The organism is Nocardia sp. Root136, assembly GCF_001427185.1.
Taxonomy (GTDB): Bacteria; Actinomycetota; Actinomycetes; order Mycobacteriales; family Mycobacteriaceae; genus Nocardia; species Nocardia salmonicida.
The window spans coordinates 85103-103125 of sequence record NZ_LMFE01000012.1; the positions used below are offsets into that span (position 1 = coordinate 85103).

The following is an 18023-nucleotide window of genomic DNA, read 5'->3' on the forward strand; positions in this document are numbered from 1 at the left end:
CGCGGCTCCGTTCGGAAGCCGCCACCGCCGCACCCGAGTAGACCCGCAGGCCTGCGGGCTTTCTTGTCGGAAAGCATCAATGATCCAGCGTTCTCTTACGCTTTGTCACAAGCGAAGCTTGGACGGCCGATTGTCGTTCACGGTAGTTTGGGGGCTTGCCCAGTGAACTGGGTGGGAAGGATTCATCATGGCTGGCGCAACTTCCATCGAACCGTTCCTGACAGTTTCGGGGCGGCCGGTATCGAACCCTCTGAAGGATGTGCGGACGATATCCCGCCAGATGGTGGTGCATTTCATCGAGAATGTCGTACCGTGTGGCACGCTGCCGGGCGAAGCGCTCGACGGAGACGTCACGACGGTGACTCGCGTCTGTCTGGAACTGACCAGGAGCATGCTCGACGGCCGCGATATCCCGGGGCGCGTGGAGCGGGTGCAGGCCGCCGCCGCCGACTGGGCGCGCGAGGGAATCCCGATCGACACCATCCACGACGCGGTGCACGAGGGCTTCAAACTCGGCTTCGATCTGGTCATTACCAATGTCACCAACCACGACTACGACACCGTCGTCGGGGTGGCTCGGCGGCTGATGGACGCCCAGAAGATGATCACCTCGGCGGTCTCGGTGGCCTACGTTCGTGAACTGCGATCGGTGGACAGCGAGCACCACACGGCGGTGCATACGCTGACCTCGGCATTGCTCGGCGGCCAGAACACCTCGACGATGGCGCGGGAGTGCGGCATCGAGGTCGCCGATCGCTATCACGTGATGGCAATCGAACTGCCGCCGCACGCAGAGGAATTCGATCCCACCCTCGATGCCAAGGTCGTCGCTCGACGCAAATTGCGCCGCGTGCAGGCAGAACTGGCGGACCGCTGTGACGGGAAGGTGCTGTCGTTGTTGAGCGTGGACGGCGGCACGCTCCTGTTGCCCGCGCACGAATTCACCCAGGTGGAATTGGACGAGTTGATCGTGCACCTGTCCGCCGCGGCGCAGGTGCCGGTGCGTGCGGTGGCGACGCCGGCGACGCCGTCCGAAATTCCGCACGCCGCCGAGCAAGTCCATGAACTCGTCGAAATCGTGCATCGGTTCGGTGGTCCGAGCAAGGTATATCGCCCGCACGAGCTGGCCTTCGAATATCAACTGACCCGACCGGGGCCCGCACGCGATTATCTGAGCTCCATCGTGGATTCCCTCGAAGCCCATCCTGAACTATTACGCACGCTCGAGGTGTATATGTCCACGAATATGCAGCGTGCGCGGACCGCGCGCCTGATGTTCATTCACACGAACACCGTCGATTACCGATTGAAACGGATCGGCCAGATGACCGGGTTCGACCTCAATGACGTTTCCGGTGTGTGCCATCTGCGCGCCGCGCTGTTGATCCGGGCCCATCGTGGGTCCGGATCAACAGAGCTCTATCGAAGCCCGGGCGAAACCAGTTCGCGCGCAGGCTGATTCACATGGGGTAGAGCGGGTGCTTGCGCGGGTTGAACTCCGGCTTGACCTGCGGCTTGTCGCGCAGCAGGCGCAGTGCGTGCCGGATCTCGAGGCGGGTGCGTGAGGGCTCGATCACCGCGTCGATGTAGCCGCGCTCGGCGGCGATCCACGGGGTGGCGATGGTCTCGTTGTACTGGTTGATCATGAAATCGCGCGCCGCGGCGCGGTGTTCCTCGGGGACAGCGGCCAATTGGCGTTTGGCGGCGAGGTCGACCGCACTTTCGGCGCCGATCACGGCGATCCGGGCGGTCGGCCAGGCGAAGCTGACGTCGGCACCGACCTGACGGCACCCCATCATTCCGTAGGCGCCGCCATAGGACTTGCGCACCACCAGGCTGATGATCGGTACCGTCGCCTCGATGATCGCCCGCGGCATCCGGCCGCCCCGGATGATCACACCCGCGTCTTCCTGCTCGAGGCCGGGCAGCACGCCGGGGGTGTCGGTGACGAAGATCAGCGGGATGTTGAAGGCGTTGCACAGCCGGATGAAGTAGGTCCCCTTGTCGGAGCAGGCGGCGTCGACGGACCCGCCGAGGACCAGTGGCTGATTGGCGATCACGCCGACCGGATAGCCGTCGACCCTGGCGAACCCGGTGATCAGGTTCGGGGCGAAAGTCGCTCGGATCTCATGGAATTCACCATCGTCGAACAGGCGCAACAGGACGTCGTGCATGTCGTAGCCCGCACGATCGGAATCCGGGATGATCGTCTCGAGTTCCAGGTCGTAGGCGGTGATGTCGGGTTCCAGGCCTGGATTGACGATCGGCGGCTGTTCGAGGCAGCTCGACGGCATGTAACCGAGGTAACTGCGGGCCCAGTCGAAGGCTTCCTGCTCGTTGTCCGCGACGTGATGCAGGGTGCCGCGTTTGGCCTGCACCTCCGCGCCACCGAGCGCCTCGGCGCTGATGTCCTCACCGTTGACGGCCTTGATCACGTCAGGCCCGGTGACGAACATGTAGGTATCCTTCGTGCCCACGAGCACGTCGGTATTGATCGGCCCGTAGACCGAGCCCGCCGCGCATTTGCCGAGCATGATCGACACCTGCGGCACATAGCCCGACAACTTCTCCAGAACCCGGGTCATATCGCCGAACGAGGCGAGCGAACCGGCCGCATCCTGAACCCGCGCGCCCGGGGATTCGTTGATCGTCACCACCGGGCAGCCGTTGTCGAACGCGAGTTTCAGCGCCTGCATGAACTTGCGCGCCGCCGTGATACCGACCGACCCGCCGTACACGGTCGGATCGTGAGCGATCACGACCACTGTCCGGCCATGGATCAACCCACGACCGGTCACCAGTCCGTCACCGTAGAGGGCATCAGGCTGTCCGGGCTGACGGGCCAGTGCTCCGATTTCGATGAATGTTCCAGGGTCGAGCAGCATGTTCATCCGCTCGCGAACGCTCGGAACGCCCTTCTTCGCTCGCTTGGCTACGGCGGCCTCACCTGCTGGTTCCGCGGCGATCGCCAGAATCTCAGCCAGCCCGTCGAGCTTCGCCTTGGTGCTTACCACGCTTACTGCCACCTTCCAACCAACTCAAGTGCTGTGCGCGACGGTAGTCGAATCACCGTGTGGCAGCGCGAGAAGCAGAGGAGGCGGGAGAGGTCACAAAGTCTCGCCCAGCTATCTCATCGCATTCTCTACAGCGCGTTCAGCGGTCCTTCGGTACGGTCGCGGTGACCGGCCAGATCGGCAGACGCAGTGCGGCGGTCGCGGTGGCGGGAACGACGGGGTCGTTCGGCGCTACCGTGGCGATCCGCTCGTAGGGATCGCCCATCACCGGGCGCGGATCCGATTCGCCCTTGTTGGGCCACAGGGCGGCGGCGCGTTCGGCCTGGGCCGCGATCGTCAGTGACGGATTGACACCGAGGTTGGCCGAGATCGCCGAGCCGTCGACGACGCTGAGACCGGGGTAGCCGTAGACCCGGTGGTAAGGGTCGATGACGCCGTTGCCCGCATCGGTGCCGATGACGCAGCCGCCGATGAAATGCGCGGTCATCGGGACGTTGAACACATCCGGCCACGTGCTGCCGGGGGTGGCGCCGAGTTTCGCGGCGACGTGCCGTGTCGCCTCGTGACCGGGCGGGATCCAGGACGGATTGGGTTCGCCGAACCCCTGCTTGCTGGTGAACCGGCGACCGAACACCCCGCGTTTGGTGTAGGTGGTGATCGAGTTGTCGAGGCTCTGCATCACGAGCAGGACCAGCGTGCGCTCGCTCCACCGATTGGTGCGCAGCAGTCGCACGGTCTGTACCGGGTGGCGCCCGGCGATCAGCAGGACTCGCGACCAGCGCGGCAGTCGGTGGTCGCCGTCGACGAGATAGGTGTTGAGCAATCCCATGGCATTGGAACCCTTGCCGTAGCGCACGGGCTCGACATGGGTGTTCGGCGTGGGATGGAACGAGGACGTGATCGCCACGCCCTTGGTGATGTCGACGGCCGGGTCGACCTCGGTGCGTCCGGCGCCGAGGATCGCTTCGGAATTGGTTCGCGTGAGCACGCCCAGCCGCGGCGAGATCTCGGGGAGTATCGCGGCGTCTCGCATGCGGAACAGCAGGTGCTGGGTGCCCCAGGTGCCTGCGGCCAGCACGACGCGTCGCGCCGACAGCGTGGCGCGGTTCTTGCGCACCCAGCGTCCGGTGCGTTCGGTGTCGACCAGCCAGCTGCCGTCGGACTGCGGCCGGATCGCGGTCACGGTGGTCATCGGCGAGACCACGGCCCCGGCTTTCTCCGCCAACCCGAGATAGTTCTTGACCAGGGTGTTCTTGGCGCCGTGACGGCAGCCGGTCATGCATTCGCCGCACTCGATACATCCGGTGCGCTCGGGTCCGGCACCGCCGAAGTAGGGGTCGGCGACGGTCTCGCCCGGAGTGCCGAAATACACGCCGACCGGGGTCGGCACGAAGGTGTCACCGACTCCCATCTCCTTCGCCACCGACTCGATGATGGTGTCGGCCGGTGTCATGTGCGGATTGCGCACGACGCCGAGCATGCGGCGCGCCTGGTCGTAATGGGGGCTGAGCTCGGCGTCCCAGTCGGTGATGCCCGCCCACTGCCGGTCGCCGAAGAACGATTCGCCGGGTTTGTAGAGGGTGTTGGCGTAGTTGAGCGAACCGCCGCCGACCCCGGCGCCGGCCAGGATGAAGCAGTCGCGCAGGCGGTGGATGCGCTGAATCCCATAGCAGCCGAAGCGTGGGGCCCACAGGTATCGGCGCAGATCCCAGTTGGTCGCCGCGAAGTCCGCGTCCGCGAACCGGCGACCGGCCTCGAGGACACCGACGGTGTACCCCTTTTCCACCAGGCGCAGGGCGGTGACACTGCCGCCGAACCCCGACCCGACGATCAGGACGTCGTAGTCGTAGGAAGGGGTGGCGCTATGGGAGGAGGCTTCTGACACGGACCCGACGGTAGAAGCCCACGTGCCGAAGTGACCGATTCGACGCGCCCACTGGCAGAACTCACGATCTCGGGCGCGCGCGTATGGCACGGATGACAGTGGATGAATTCGTTGTGGATTCGTCATTGCCGTCGCGCGTCGTGACCGCTGTGCGATCATCTAGAACGAGTTCGTTCGCGACACGGGTGTGGTGGCCGTGCTGTTCGCTGATCTCCCGGGGGTTCTTCATGTCTTCACTTCCACCCGAGCCGCTTCCCGCCCCGCCGCCGAGGCCGAGGCGGAGGGCCACGTTCGCCGTGCAGGCCGGAGTCGCGGTGGTCCTGCTCGCCGCTGCTTTCCTCGCCCTGCGTCCACCCGCTGCGAATGTCGCCGACACGGTGTCGAATACGACGCTCACGGTCGACGAGAGCGCGAAGGTCGATCTCGCCAGGCCCTTCGTCGATACCCCCGCGGACAGCTGGGCCGAGGGGGAGACCGGAATCGTGCCGCCGGCCGCGGTGGCCATCGGCCGTTACTCCGCCGAACAGGTGGCGACCGCGATGGGCGCCGTGCGCCGACTCATCGCGACGTCGCGGCTGAATCGGTATGTGATCGAGACCCACGACGCGGAGCCGGTGCTGGCGCTGCTCGCGCCGCACCAGGCCGAGGAGATGCGGACACAGCGGGCGAACAACGAAGCGGGTAACTGGCGGCTCTCGGTCCGGATCGCGCGAGGATACGAGCTGTTGCCGGTGACGCCGCGGGTGAGCGGCACGATGGCGGTTCTGGTCAACGACAAGGGTGAGTTGGTGATCCGGACGAATTACCTGGTCGCGTACGCGTTCGACGCGCCGGACCCGAGCTCCCTGGACGGCCCGCTCGACATAGTCGCCGTCGATCGGTGGGAAGCCGACTACATCTGGGTCGACGACGAACGATACGACGCCGGATCGCAGGGTATCTACTACGGCGATTTCCGCGGCTTCCAGTATTCGGTCAACTGCGCGCTGCCCAGCGGGATCATCGCGCCCGCCTACAGCGATCCGACAACATTCCGGCCGCACGGACCGAACGCGCCGCCCGAGAGCTACTTCGATCCGAACGCGCCGATGCAGACCGTAGGCGGCTGTTGATCGATCGGTGGGGGGAGAGGGATGTCACCTCGAATATGTTGTAGGTCAACATGATTGATAGGATTTCGAAGTGAGTGGATGGTCCGGGACCGCAGACCTTGGCCGTCCACTCGCTTGGGGAATGTGATTGTTCAACTGTGCGGCATCACAACGCCCGCCAGACGTCATCTCGGCGCCTTCGCCCGCTCGCGTTCGTCGAGTTGTATGGTGCTCGGCGGCCACCCGTCTTCTGGCTACGTGCCGGTAACCCCCGCACGGTGTTTCCTTATGAGACACGGGGGTGCAGACTGCGCACGGACCGGGAGTTGCAAACCTCACCCGCAGGACGATGTCCTGGGTAAATGGAAGGAGTCGGCGAGTGTTCAGCCGTATCGCCATCGTGAATCGGGGCGAGGCCGCAATGCGCCTCATCCATGCCGTCCGTGATCTGGCGGCGGCAACCGGGCTACCTATCGAAACCGTAGCCCTGCACACCGACGTCGACCGGAACGCGACCTTCGTCCGGGAAGCCGATATCGCCTATGACCTCGGTCCGGCGTCGGCACGCCCGTATCTGGACCTCAAGGCACTCGAGAACGCGCTGGTCGCCACCAAGGCCGACGCGGCCTGGGTGGGCTGGGGCTTCGTCGCCGAGGATCCCGCGTTCGCGGAGCTGTGCGACCACATCGGTGTCACCTTCGTCGGGCCGAGTGCCGACGCGATGCGCAAGCTCGGTGACAAGATCGGCGCCAAGCTGATCGCCGAGGAAGTCGGTGTGCCCGTCGCGCCGTGGAGCCGGGGCGCGGTCGACACCGTCGAGGACGCCATCGAAGCGGCCACCGAGATCGGGTACCCGCTGATGCTGAAGGCCACCGCCGGTGGCGGCGGTCGCGGTATCCGCGTGATCACCAACGAGGCCGAGCTCGTCGACGCCTACGAGCGCACCAAGCAGGAAGCCGCCCGCGCCTTCGGCAGCGGTGTCGTCTTCCTGGAGCGCCTGGTCACCGGCGCCCGCCACGTCGAGGTCCAGGTGATCGCCGACGGTCAGGGCACCGCGTGGGCGCTGGGCGTGCGCGACTGCTCGGTGCAGCGGCGCAACCAGAAGGTGATCGAGGAGTCCTCCTCGCCCGTGCTGAGTGCCGAGCAGACCGCCGAACTCAAGGCCTCGGCCGAGCGCCTGGCGATCGCGGTCGGGTACTGCGGCGCGGCGACCGTCGAATTCCTGTACCACCCCGGCGACAAGCTGTTCGCGTTCCTCGAGGTCAATACCCGCCTGCAGGTCGAGCACCCGATCACCGAGCTCACCACCGGTTTCGACCTGGTGCACGCGCAGTTGCGGGTGGCCTCGGGCATCAAGCTCGAGGGTGAGCCGCCGGTCGAGCGAGGCCACGCCATCGAAGCCCGCCTCAATGCCGAAGACCCCGACCGCGACTTCGCACCCGCTCCCGGTCGCATCGTGCGACTCGATCTTCCTGCGGGCCCGGGCATTCGCGTCGACACCGGCGTCAGCCAGGGCGACACGATCCCCGCCGACTTCGACTCGATGATCGCCAAGATCATCGCCTACGGCCGCGACCGCGACGAAGCCCTCGGCCGACTGCGCCGGGCCATGGCCCAGACCCGCGTCGTCATCGCGGGCGGCGCGACGAACAAGAGCTTCGTGCTCGACCTGCTCGATCAGCCCGAGGTCATCGACGCCAGCGCCGACACCGGCTGGATCGACCGGGTGCGCGGCGAAGGTCGCCTGGTGACCCACCGCCACTCCACTGTCGCGCTGGCCGTGGCCGCGATCGACGCCTACGAGGAAGACGAGCGGGTCGAGCGGCATCGACTGCTGTCGACCGCGTCCGGCGGGCGTCCGCAGGTGCAGCACGAGAGTGGTCGACCCCTGGATCTGAAACTGCGTGGCGCGGGATATCGCGTGCGCGTGGCCCGGATCGGTGCGCACCGCTTCCGCGTCGGCATCGAGGCCGGTGGCGACTTGCGCACCGCCGATGTCGATCTCGAGCGTTTCGATCACCACACCGGCCAGATCGTCGTCAACGGCACCCGTTACCGCCTGATCACCGGCACCCACGGGCCCACCCACGTGGTGGATGTCGACGGCGTGACCCACCGGATCAGCCGCGACGAAGGCGGTGTCGTCCGCTCGCCCGCTCCCGCGCTGGTCGTCGGCACCCCGCTCGAGGTCGGCGCCGAGGTCGAGGCCGGAGCGCCCGTGCTCGTGCTGGAGAGCATGAAGATGGAAACGGTGCTGCGCGCACCGTTCCGGGCCCGGTTGAAGGAATGCGCGGTCTCCGTCGGCACCCAGGTCGAGGCGGGCGCGCCGCTGCTGCGGCTCGAGCCGCTCGCCGACGACGACGAAGCCGCCGAAGCCGAGACCACCGGCACCGTCGAACTCGACTTGCCCAGCGCGGCAACACCCTTGCGCGCACACGAGCGCGTAGCCCGCGGCCTGCAGGACCTGAGCAGCCTGCTGCTCGGCTTCGACGTGGACCCGCACGACGACCGTCGCGTCCTCGACGACTACCTCACGGCCCGTCGCGAAGCCGTCGCCGACAGCCTGCGCCCGCTCGCCGAAGAGCTCGAACTGGTGCAGATGTTCGCCGACCTCGCCGAACTGAGCCACAATCGGTCGGCCGACGACGATCACGGCCACGGGCACGTGCACAGCGCCCGCGAGTACTTCCACACCTACCTGCAGAGCCTCGACGTCGAACGGGCCGGACTTCCGGAGTCGTACCAGGCCAAACTCGGTACGGCGCTGCGCCACTACGGGATCACCGAGCTGGACCGGACGCCCGACCTCGAAGCGGCGGTCTTCCGGATCTTCCTCGCTCAGCAGCGTCCCACCGACACCGTCACCGTCGTCGCCGCGCTGCTGCGCGAATGGCTGACAGAGCCGATGCCCGACCAGGTGCTGCGCGAACCCGTCGGCCTGGCGCTCGAGCGTCTCGTCGCGGCGACGCAGGTGCGTTTCCCGGTGATCGCCGATCTCGCCCGCGGTCTGGTCTACGCCTGGTACGGCCAGCCACTGCTGCGCCGCAACCGTGCTCGCGTGTACACCAATGTCCGTAAGCACCTGAGCTACCTGGACGCGAACCCGCAGGCCGACGATCGCGACGCCAGGATCGCCGAGATGGTGCGCAGCACCGAACCGCTGGTGCGGTTGCTCGGCCAGCGGCTCGAGCGCGACAAGCCCGACCACACCTCGATGCTCGAGGTGCTGACGCGGCGCTACTACGGCAACAAGGGTCTCACCGGCGTCCGGACCGAACAGGTCGGCGACACCACCTTCGTCGTCGCCGAACGCTACGGTTCGACGTTGGTCTCGACCGCCGTGAGTTTCGACAAGCTCGACTCGGCACTGGACGGGCTCGCCGAATTGGCAACCGGCACTGTCTCCATCGACGCCGACATCTACCTCAGCTGGGAATCGCAGCCCGAGGACTTCGACGCGATGGCCGCGGCCCTGCAAGAGGTGCTCGGCGCGCACCCGGTGCCCAACCAGGTGCACCGGATCACCGCCACCGTCGCCGGCAGCGGCGGCTCGGTCATGCACCACCACTTCACCTTCCGTCCGTCGGTGACCGGAATGGCCGAGGAGCGGCTGATTCGCGGGCTGCACCCCTACATCGCGCAGCGGATGCAGCTGGAGCGGCTGCGCAAGTTCGACCTCACCCGGTTGCCGTCTTCGGACGAAGAGGTCTATCTGTTCCGCGGCGTGGCCAAGGAGAATCCCTCCGACGAGCGCCTCATCGCCTTCGCCCAGGTCCGTGACCTCGCGGCGTTGCGCGATCACGACGGCCGATTGGTGGCCCTGCCCACCGCCGAGAGCGCCATCGCCACCTGCGTCGACTCGATCCGTCGGGCCCAGTCGCGGTTCCCCTCGGCCAAGCGGCTCAACACCAACCGCATCGTGATGTACATCTGGCCGCACATGGATGTCACCCGCGCGGAGCTCGAGACCATCGGCGGCCACGTGCTGCCGACGGCCGCGGGCGCCGGGCTCGAGGAGATCCTGCTCATCGCCCGCCAGCGCGATCCCGAGACCGGCGAGCTGACCAAGGTCGGTGTGCGCATCTCGTTCCGCCCCAACGGCGAATCCGAGGTGACGGTCGGCGAACGGACCGACGAACCGGTCGAGCCGCTGGACGAATACCGGCAGAAGGTCCTGCGCGCCGCGGCTCGCAACACCGTGTACCCGTACGAATTGACCTCGCTGCTCGGCGATTTCGCCGAGTACGATCTCGATGCCGACCATGCGCTGGTGCCGGTCGATCGGCCGAAGGGCCACAACACCGCGGCGATCGTCGCCGGTGTGGTGACCACGCCGACCGTGCAGCATCCGCAGGGTGTCACCCGCGTGCTGCTGCTCGGTGACCCGACCAAATCCCTCGGGGCACTGTCGGAACCGGAATGCCGTCGCGTGATCGCCGCGCTGGATCTAGCCGAGAGCCTCCAGGTTCCGCTCGAGTGGTACGCGCTGTCCTCGGGCGCGCGCATCTCGATGGCCTCGGGTACCGAGAACATGGACTGGGTCGCGGCCGCGCTCAAGCGGATCGTCGAATTCACCCAGGACGGTCGCGAGATCAATATCGTGGTCGCGGGCATCAACGTCGGCGCGCAGCCGTACTGGAACGCCGAGGCCACCATGCTCATGCACACCAAGGGTGTGCTGGTCATGACCCCCGACTCGGCCATGGTGCTGACCGGCAAGCAGTCGCTCGACTTCTCCGGCGGTGTCTCGGCCGAGGACAACTTCGGCATCGGCGGCTACGACCGCGTGATGGGCCCGAACGGGCAGGCGCAGTACTGGGCGCCGAACCTGTCCGCCGCCCGCGATGTCCTGATGGCGCACTACGACCACACCTACGTCGCCCCCGGTGAGCTGGCACCGCGCCGTGCGGCGACCGGCGATCCCGTCGACCGCGATATCTCGGGCTTCCCGCATGTGTTGGCGGACAGCACCTTCGCCACCGTCGGCGAGATCTTCTCCGCCACCGCCAACCCGGATCGCAAGAAGCCCTTCGACATTCGCACGGTGATGCGGGCGCTGGCCGACCAGGACCACCCGGTCCTGGAACGCTGGGCCGGGATGGCCGACGCCGAGACCGCGGTGGTGCACGACGCGCACCTCGGCGGAATCCCGGTGTGCCTGTTGGGCATCGAGTCACGCAATGTGGCCCGGCGCGGCTTCCCGTCCACCGACGGGCCCGACACGTACACCGCGGGCACGCTGTTCCCGCGCTCGTCGAAGAAGGCCGCACGGGCCATCAACGCCGCCAGCGGCAACCGCCCGCTGGTGGTGCTGGCCAACCTGTCCGGCTTCGACGGCTCGCCCGAATCGATGCGCAAGCTGCAACTCGAGTACGGCGCCGAAATCGGCCGCGCCATCGTGAATTTCGAAGGCCCCATCGTGTTCTGCGTGATCTCGCGCTACCACGGCGGCGCGTTCGTGGTGTTCTCGAAGGCACTGAACCCGAACATGACGGTGCTCGCGCTGGAAGGTTCGTTCGCCTCGGTGCTCGGCGGTGCCCCGGCAGCGGCGGTGGTGTTCGCCGGTGAGGTGAAGGCAAGGACCGCGGCCGATCCGCGCGTGCGGGAGCTGGAATCCCGGGTCGCGAATGCCGTCGGCACCGATCGCGCGGAGCTGAGCGCAGAACTCGACGAGACGCGGTCCTCGGTGCGCGCGGAGAAGCTGGGCGATGTGGCCGCGGAGTTCGACCGCGTCCACAACATCCAGCGCGCGGTCGAGGTCGGCTCGGTGGACGCCATCGTCAGCGTCGCGGATCTGCGACCGCGGATCATCACCGCTATCGAGGCTCGACTGCCCGCGTAGTAGCGGCCGACCGGGCTCGGAATTCGACCGAGCCCGGTCAGCCTGCGCCGTACAGGCGCGATACCGACGATCGGAACTGAGCGGCCACGTCGCCACGGTCGTCGGAACAGCCGAATCTCGTGAGCTCGGCCGCATCGTGGTGACCGCTGTCAGGAATCGGTCGAGAGCCGTAGTGGCGAGGTGGTCCGGACCACAGTGAACGCCCAGCTACCCTGGTCTCTTCGCATCACGACTAGGAGCGTTTCTGATGGCCTTGGCTCGACACTGCGACCGGGATGGTTGCGACAGCTGGCAGCGCATCGATCACGACGTCAACAACCGGTGGATCACCGTCGACCTCGGTGCGGGCGACGTGCGGCACTTCGACACCCGTGATTGCCTGCTGCACTGGGCGGCGGCCACCAGCGTCCCCACCGAGGTCTATCCGGCTGTGTGATTTTCACAGGTTCGCAACCTATGGTCGGGTCCGCCCTCAGAACGCCTACCTGCACAGGAAGGAAGACTGGCGAGACATGCCGAGCATCACAACATGCCGAGACGCGCTGGAATTGGCGGTGCGTGCTCCCTCGGTGCACAACACCCAACCCTGGCGGTGGCGAATCCAGCGGGGTCGGGTCGATCTGTTCGCCGACTTCGGGCGACAGGTCACCGCGACCGACCCACTCGCGCGCGCTCTCGTGGTGAGTTGCGGCGCCGCGTTGCATCATCTCGAAGTGGCGTTCGCCATGCTGGGATGGCAGGCCGAAACCGACCGGATGCCCGATCCTGATCGTCCCGACCATCTCGCCACGATGAAGTTCACACCGCGCCCGCCGTCGGATCATGACATCCGGCTCGCCGCCGCCATCCACCTGCGGCAATCCGATCGGCGCCGCTACCCCGGCCTGCCGGTGGCAGCACACGACCTGCGTGCGGTCTCGCGATGTGCCTCCCGGTTCGGGGCCGCGGCCAGGCATGTCCCCGACCGCATGCTCTCGCAGCTGGCCGCCCCCATGCGCCGAGCCGCCGCCCGGCACGCGACGGACACGAACTATCTCGCCGAACTCGAGCAGTGGAGCGGCTGCCATGATGAGACCACCGGCGTGCCTGCCCGCAACGCGCCCGCCGCCAGGGCATCGGACGAACTGCCGGTGCGGGTCTTCGCCGAAGCCGAGCTGTCGGAGTACACCGACGAACCCGACTCCGCCCATTGGCTGGTCGTGTGCACCCCGCGTGACAACCGCCTCTCCCAGCTGGGCGCAGGTCAGGCGACGAGCGCGATATTGCTCCAGGCCACCTACCTCGGCCTCGCTACCAGCCTGCAATCCGAACCGCTGGGAATGCTCGATCTGCGTGAACAGATCCGCACCACAGTCCTGCAGGAATGTGCCTATCCCCACGTCATGATCCGGGTCGGCGTCATGCCACACGCCGCGGCCCCGCTGGAATCCACCCCGCGCCGCCCGGTCGCCGAGGTCATCGAGACGAACTGAACATCGGATCGACCGGTCACGGTCCGGGGTGCCGGCTGATTGCTTTGCCCGTTTGCGGGCATGTCCACGACAGGGCGGTCTCGTCCTCGAAAGGAGCATGCGCATGAACCAGACGGAGAAGCAGTTCCCCGATGACGCTCGGACCACTCGCTCACACGCGGGGGAGTCGATCAGGGACGCGAGGAACTGGCCCGGATTGATTCTTGCCGCGATCGGATTGGTGCTGCTCGGTCTCACACTCACCGCCGCCGGGTACGGCTTCGCGGGTTGGGCCGTGATCGCGGGCGTGGCCTGTGCGGTGTGTCTGTTGCTCGGAATCGGGCTCGTGGTCGCCGAACATCGGCGGGTGAAGGCGCAAGAGGGTCTCGCCCTGGGTGAACCGCGGGGTCACTGACGTGGTGGTCATCCGCGCGCCGCGTGTCTACCGCCCGCAGGCCGACACCTGGATGCTGGCCCGTGCCCTGAGCGAGGTGCCGTCGCTGCGCGGCGGCCGGGTGCTCGACGTGTGTGCTGGTACCGGCGCGTTGACGGTGGCGGCCGCGGCGGCGGGTGCGGGCAGTCTGACCGCGGTCGACCTGTCCCGGTCGGCGCTGATGTCGACGTGGATGAACTGCCGGTTGCGTGGGGTGGCGGTGGAGCTGCTGCACGGCGATTTCGCCTCCGCGCTGCGGCTGCCGCGCTTCGACGTGGTGGTCGCGAACCCGCCCTATGTTCCCGTCGCACGGGCGGGCGGTCGCGGTGCGGCTCTGGCGTGGGACGCGGGCCCGGACGGCAGGAGCGTGCTCGACCGGCTGTGCGCGATGCTGCCGGACCTGCTCACCGCGCGCGGCGTCGGGTTGATCGTGCATTCGGCGATCAGCGATCCAGGGCGCAGCTTGGACCAGCTCCGCGAGCTGGGTGCCAACGCGGAGGTCGTGGCGACGGGAACGGTGCCGTTCGGACCGGTCATGCGCTCGCGTGCCGGATGGCTGGCCGCGAAGGGCTTCATCACTCATGGCCAGCGCGATGAAGAACTGGTGGTGATCCGTGTCGACCGAACCTCGTCCCCTGTTGTCTCCGACCCCGCTTGAACCGCGGCGAGTCGTGCTCACCGACGATGGGCCCGCGCTCATCGACGGACCTGTCGACCTGGTCACCGCCGACGGCGCCGTGCTGCACTGCGACCGTTTCGTGGTGGCGCTGTGTCTGTGCCGTCGGTCGAGCACCTACCCGCTGTGCGATACCAGCCATCGGCGCCGACGTCATCCGAGGAGCGGGCAGTGATGCCCGGCCGATCCCTCCCGCTCCCGCGCGGCGAGCTGTCCGCCGCGGTGGTCGAATTGCTCACGCGCACACCAGGTTCGGCGGTTCCTGAGGCTGCCGGACTCGACCCCTACGGCGAAGATTTTCTGCTGACCCTGCACACCTGCTACGAACTGCATTATCAGGGATTCGCCGGTGTCGACGAGAACTGGGAATGGGACCCCGACCTCCTGCGTGTGCGCCGTGACCTGGAGAACACCCTGCTCACGGCGCTGCATGCCGATGTCCCCGGTGGCGACGACGTCGAGGGGGAACTCGACCGCCTGCTCGAACCGACCAGCGACACCGACGGCATCGCCGGATTCCTCGCCGAGCGGGGGACCGCCGACCGATTGCGCGAGTACTTCGTCCACCGCTCGATCTACCACCACATCGAGGCCGACCCGTATGCCTGGGTGATCCCGCGGCTGCGCGGACAGGTGAAAGCGTCGCTGGTGGCGGTGGAATTCGACGAATTCGGCGGCGGGCGTGGCGAACGCGTCCACGCGCAACTGTTCGCTGACCTGCTCTCGGGCGCGGGACTCGAGCCGGGCTACCTGCACTACCTCGACACGGTGCCCGCGCCGATGCTCGCACTGGTGGACATGATGTCGCTGTTCGGCCTGCATCGGGGGCTGCGCGGCGCACTGATCGGGCATTTCGCCACCGCCGAGATCACGTCGTCGCCCGCCTCGCGGCGCCTCGCGGGGCTGGCCCGCACGCTGCTCCCGCATCCCGCCTGCGCGCACTTCTACGCCGAGCACGTCGAGGCCGATGCCGTGCACGAGCAGGTGATGCGGCGCGATGTGATCGCCGGGCTGCTGGCCGCGGAACCAGGCTCGGCTGCCTCGATCGTCTTCGGCATCCAGGCGACGAACCTGCTCGAAGACCGCTTCGCCGATCACGTCCTGAAGTGCTGGAACGAGGACCGCGGTTCCCTGCGCGAGCCGCTCAGTGCACCCGCCGAACCTGCGTGAAGGTGATGGCGACCGGATAACCGCCCTGTGCCCGGTCGTAGGCGTCGTGATCGGCGGTGAGGTGGTCGGTGATCGAGTGCATCACATGCCAGCCGAACCCCACCGTGTCGATCGGGTCGGTGTCCCCGCACACGGCACTTACCTCGATCCGGATCCGGAACCCGTCGGCGACGACGTCGCAGTTGAGTTGGGAATCGGGCACCGCGCCGAGAATCAGGCACGTGGCGGCCTCGTCGAGCGCTACTCGCGTGTCCGCCACCTCGTCGACGGTGAAACCCGCGATCAGGGCGACGGTTTCGGCGACGGCCCGGAGCATGACAACCTGGCTGAGATCGGCGTCGATCTGAATTTGGATCGATGTCGCATGTATCGAATCGGCGATGATCCTGTCGCTCGAATCCACGATGTCCTCCTCCCGAACTGCGCTGGAGTGGCTTCACGGTGCGCATACCCAGGAATCGGTGGGGTGAAACAGCTCCTCAGTAGCCGGATTCCGGTCCCGACGCCTCGTCGATGGACAGGTAGTACCGAAACAGCGGGCGCACGCCGACCAGGCCGAGTGCCCGCTCCACCTCACGGCTTCCGGTGAGCAGTCGGATATCGACCCCCCGTGCCCACGCGTCGGCTTTGGCGACGCCGAGCAGCGCGGCCACCCGCAGGCTGAGGAACTCGGTATCGCGCAGATCGAGGACGACCACGCGCGCGCCGGAACGCACCGAGCGGTCGAGCAACGCACAGAAGCGGGGCATCCGCGCCGCGTCGAGTTCGATACCGCCGTGTAGTACCCAGCAGCCGGGTCGTCCCGGATCGCGCAGCGCCAACTCCGCCGCGGCAGCCGCGGAGCACCCGCGATACCAACGCAGTCGGCTCGGATGCCGACGATCCATGACGACAGACATAGAACCTCCTGTGCGACAGGAATGTCCGGCTCGCGCCCGCCGAGGCGGAACAGGCCGACTTGCGGGGAGCGGCACACGAGAACCAGGGTCGGCTGGAGGTCTCAACCTGCAACAATTCTGGCACGTGCCGCCGTTGCTGTCACCGCGTTGGCGTCGGCTCGGCGAGTGCCTGCTCCCGCAGCAACGCCAAGGTCCGCGACAGGATCCGGGAGACCTGCATCTGGGAGACGCCGAGCTCCTCGGCGATCTGGCCCTGTGTCTTGGCCTCGTAGAACCGCATGATCAGCACCCGCCGCTCCTCGGCGGGGAGCGCGGCGATCAGCGGGCGCACCGCCATCGCGTCCTCGGTGAGCTGATAGCACGGCTCCTCCGAGCCGAGGGTGTCGGTGATCGGCTGCGAGGAATTGTCGCGACCGTCGTGGGTGACACCGTCGATCGAGTTGGTCTGATAGCCGTTGCCCGCGACCAGCGTGCGGGTGACCTCGACCAGGTCGACGTCGAGTTCGTCGGCGAGTTCGCGCGCATTGGGCAGCCTGCCGAGTCGCTGCGACAGTTCCTCGGTGGCGGGTCCGATCCTGAGCTGGATCTCCTTGAGCCGACGCGGCACGCGGACCGCCCACGTGCGATCACGGAAGTGCCTGCGTACCTCGCCCATGATCGTCGGGATCGCGAAGGACAGGAAGGAGGAGCCGCGGGTGACGTCGTAGCGATCGACGGCCAGCACCAGCCCTACCCGGGCAGTCTGCTCGAGGTCGTCGAACTGCTCGCCACGGCCGTTGAACTTGCGCGCGATGTGATCGGCGAGCGGCAGACACAGTTCGATGACCTGCCCGCGTAGCGCGTCGTGGTGTTCATCGCCGTCGGGCAGTGCCCGCAGCTTCTCGAACCACGGTTCGATGTTGTCGTAGCTGTCACCGTGCGAATGTGATCGTCGGGCGGTCGGACGATCGGCTGCTGCAGTTGAATCCCATGTCATCGCTACTTGCCTCACTTCCAGGCGGTTGCAGATGTGTTCATGGGGTACCCACCGGGACCCGGGGCCATGCCCTACCTATGAGGCTAGCGCCCGATGGTCACGACTCGGTAGGTCCGTGCAATCGTCGGATCCAGCCGAATTCGACGGTGGTCGGGTAGCCGCCGCGGGCCGGGTCGAAGCCGGCGTAATCGGTGCGCAGCGCGTCGGTGAGCGTCGCGACGACGTGCCAGCCGAAAGATTGTTCGTCGAGGGCGTCGGGCTCTCGTGCCAGTGCGCTCACCCGGGCGCCCAGGGCACCGTCGCCACCGGTGAACGAGCAGTCGAGCTGGGAGTCCGGCATCGCGACCATCATCAACGCGGTGGCGACCTCGTCCAGTGCCAGGAGCAGATCGGTGACCTCGTCGAGCGCGAAACCACCCACGAGCAGGACGGTCTCGGCGAGTGCGTGCACCATGCTCAGCTGGTCCAGCTCGGCGGGCACCTGGAATCCGACGGTTCTCGAGCGGGGAGCGGTGTCGCGATCTCGAGCTCGCACGCCACCTCCCTCATCACCGACCGTTTGGTCGGAGGTTACCCCGTAACCATC

Annotated in this window: 15 protein-coding genes; 9 read left to right on the forward strand and 6 right to left on the reverse strand. The window is 67.2% G+C overall.

Annotated features, from left to right (window positions below):
• The first annotated feature begins 187 nt into the window (after positions 1-187).
• On the forward strand, positions 188-1459 hold the full coding sequence (locus ASD42_RS30025) for a PucR family transcriptional regulator (RefSeq protein ID WP_056823011.1): 1272 nt from the start codon (positions 188-190) through the stop codon (positions 1457-1459).
• A 1-nt stretch (position 1460) separates the two neighbouring features.
• Here the strand turns inward: ASD42_RS30025 and ASD42_RS30030 are convergent, their stop codons facing one another.
• Both ASD42_RS30030 and ASD42_RS30035 read right to left on the reverse strand, forming a co-directional pair.
• Positions 1461-3014, reverse strand: a complete 1554-nt coding sequence (locus ASD42_RS30030; protein ID WP_056823013.1) for an acyl-CoA carboxylase subunit beta — start codon at positions 3012-3014, stop codon at positions 1461-1463.
• Between the two features lie 139 nt (positions 3015-3153).
• Positions 3154-4899, reverse strand: coding sequence for a GMC oxidoreductase (locus ASD42_RS30035; protein WP_056823015.1), 1746 nt, complete (start codon positions 4897-4899; stop codon positions 3154-3156).
• A gap of 296 nt (positions 4900-5195) precedes the next feature.
• Here ASD42_RS30035 and ASD42_RS30040 point away from each other — a divergent pair, with 296 nt between their 5' ends.
• The 8 genes from ASD42_RS30040 to ASD42_RS34660 all read left to right on the forward strand — a co-directional run bounded on the left by ASD42_RS30040 (position 5196) and on the right by ASD42_RS34660 (position 15562).
• Positions 5196-6011, forward strand: a complete 816-nt coding sequence (locus ASD42_RS30040) for a hypothetical protein (protein WP_056823018.1) — start codon at positions 5196-5198, stop codon at positions 6009-6011.
• A 358-nt stretch (positions 6012-6369) separates the two neighbouring features.
• Positions 6370-11832 carry an ATP-binding protein gene (locus tag ASD42_RS30045; RefSeq protein WP_056823021.1) on the forward strand — a complete coding sequence of 1821 codons (5463 nt, stop codon included), beginning with the start codon at positions 6370-6372 and terminating at the stop codon, positions 11830-11832.
• Positions 11833-12079: 247 nt separating this feature from the next.
• Complete coding sequence (locus tag ASD42_RS30050; RefSeq protein ID WP_056823023.1) at positions 12080-12268, forward strand: hypothetical protein; 189 nt, start codon at positions 12080-12082, stop codon at positions 12266-12268.
• A 76-nt stretch (positions 12269-12344) separates the two neighbouring features.
• Positions 12345-13304, forward strand: coding sequence for an Acg family FMN-binding oxidoreductase (locus tag ASD42_RS30055; RefSeq protein WP_056823026.1), 960 nt, complete (start codon positions 12345-12347; stop codon positions 13302-13304).
• 103 nt (positions 13305-13407) lie between these two features.
• The gene (locus ASD42_RS30060) at positions 13408-13698 is read left to right on the forward strand and encodes a hypothetical protein (protein WP_056823027.1); all 291 of its coding nucleotides are present in this window, start codon (positions 13408-13410) and stop codon (positions 13696-13698) included.
• Entirely contained in the window at positions 13679-14374 is a 696-nt protein-coding gene (locus ASD42_RS30065) for a HemK2/MTQ2 family protein methyltransferase (protein WP_268793559.1), read from the forward strand. Before ASD42_RS30060 ends, ASD42_RS30065 begins: the two co-directional genes overlap by 20 nt.
• Positions 14375-14387: 13 nt before the next feature.
• Complete coding sequence (locus ASD42_RS30070) at positions 14388-14567, forward strand: CDGSH iron-sulfur domain-containing protein (protein ID WP_235569885.1); 180 nt, start codon at positions 14388-14390, stop codon at positions 14565-14567.
• Entirely contained in the window at positions 14567-15562 is a 996-nt protein-coding gene (locus ASD42_RS34660) for an iron-containing redox enzyme family protein (protein WP_056823030.1), read from the forward strand. The genes ASD42_RS30070 and ASD42_RS34660 overlap by 1 nt, the downstream gene beginning before the upstream one ends.
• On the opposite strand, the gene ASD42_RS34665 is transcribed toward ASD42_RS34660, so the two are convergent.
• The 4 genes from ASD42_RS34665 to ASD42_RS30095 all read right to left on the reverse strand — a co-directional run bounded on the left by ASD42_RS34665 (position 15537) and on the right by ASD42_RS30095 (position 17972).
• Positions 15537-15965, reverse strand: coding sequence for an ATP-binding protein (locus ASD42_RS34665; RefSeq protein WP_156677637.1), 429 nt, complete (start codon positions 15963-15965; stop codon positions 15537-15539). The genes ASD42_RS34660 and ASD42_RS34665 overlap by 26 nt on opposite strands.
• Positions 15966-16041: 76 nt before the next feature.
• Complete coding sequence (locus ASD42_RS34670) at positions 16042-16461, reverse strand: STAS domain-containing protein (protein WP_131816744.1); 420 nt, start codon at positions 16459-16461, stop codon at positions 16042-16044.
• 139 nt (positions 16462-16600) lie between these two features.
• Positions 16601-17437, reverse strand: coding sequence for an RNA polymerase sigma factor SigF (locus ASD42_RS30090; RefSeq protein WP_056823036.1), 837 nt, complete (start codon positions 17435-17437; stop codon positions 16601-16603).
• Positions 17438-17534: 97 nt separating this feature from the next.
• Entirely contained in the window at positions 17535-17972 is a 438-nt protein-coding gene (locus tag ASD42_RS30095; protein ID WP_056823038.1) for an ATP-binding protein, read from the reverse strand.
• Positions 17973-18023 lie beyond the last annotated feature (51 nt).